This is a genomic window from Photobacterium sp. R1 (genome assembly GCF_054600795.1).
In genome coordinates, this window is sequence record NZ_BAAHZP010000276.1 from 1 (window position 1) to 340 (window position 340).

Consider the following 340-nt stretch of genomic DNA (forward strand, 5'->3'; position numbering starts at 1 on the left):
TCTTACGCTCCAGCAATCGTCTTGCTATGAAGTGACATCGGCCAATTATGCCAAAGAGCCCGAGGCAAGCTTCTCTTTCACTCAGCCTACACAATGGACGGCGTTATCGGTCAATGATGCGGCGGAATCAGTTGCGTTTTCGGGCCGGCTGATAGGCGGTTGTCTGGATACGGTTGGCCTGCTATCGGGTACCGAATATCTGAATCTGCCGCAGATGAAAGTGCAGTATGCTCAGGATGGCCTGATTCTGTTTTTGGAAAATGCCGAGTTATCACCCACTGCGATGGCTCGCCTGCTGATGGCAATGACATTCAATGGTGTGTTTGATGCCGTCAATGGG

At 51.5% G+C, this 340-nt stretch carries 1 protein-coding gene; it reads left to right on the top strand.

Going from position 1 to position 340, the window contains the following annotated elements; genetic code table 11:
• Positions 1–340: S66 peptidase family protein (locus ACYP03_RS25020; RefSeq protein ID WP_459782528.1), on the top strand; the 340-nt coding region annotated here is incomplete at both ends.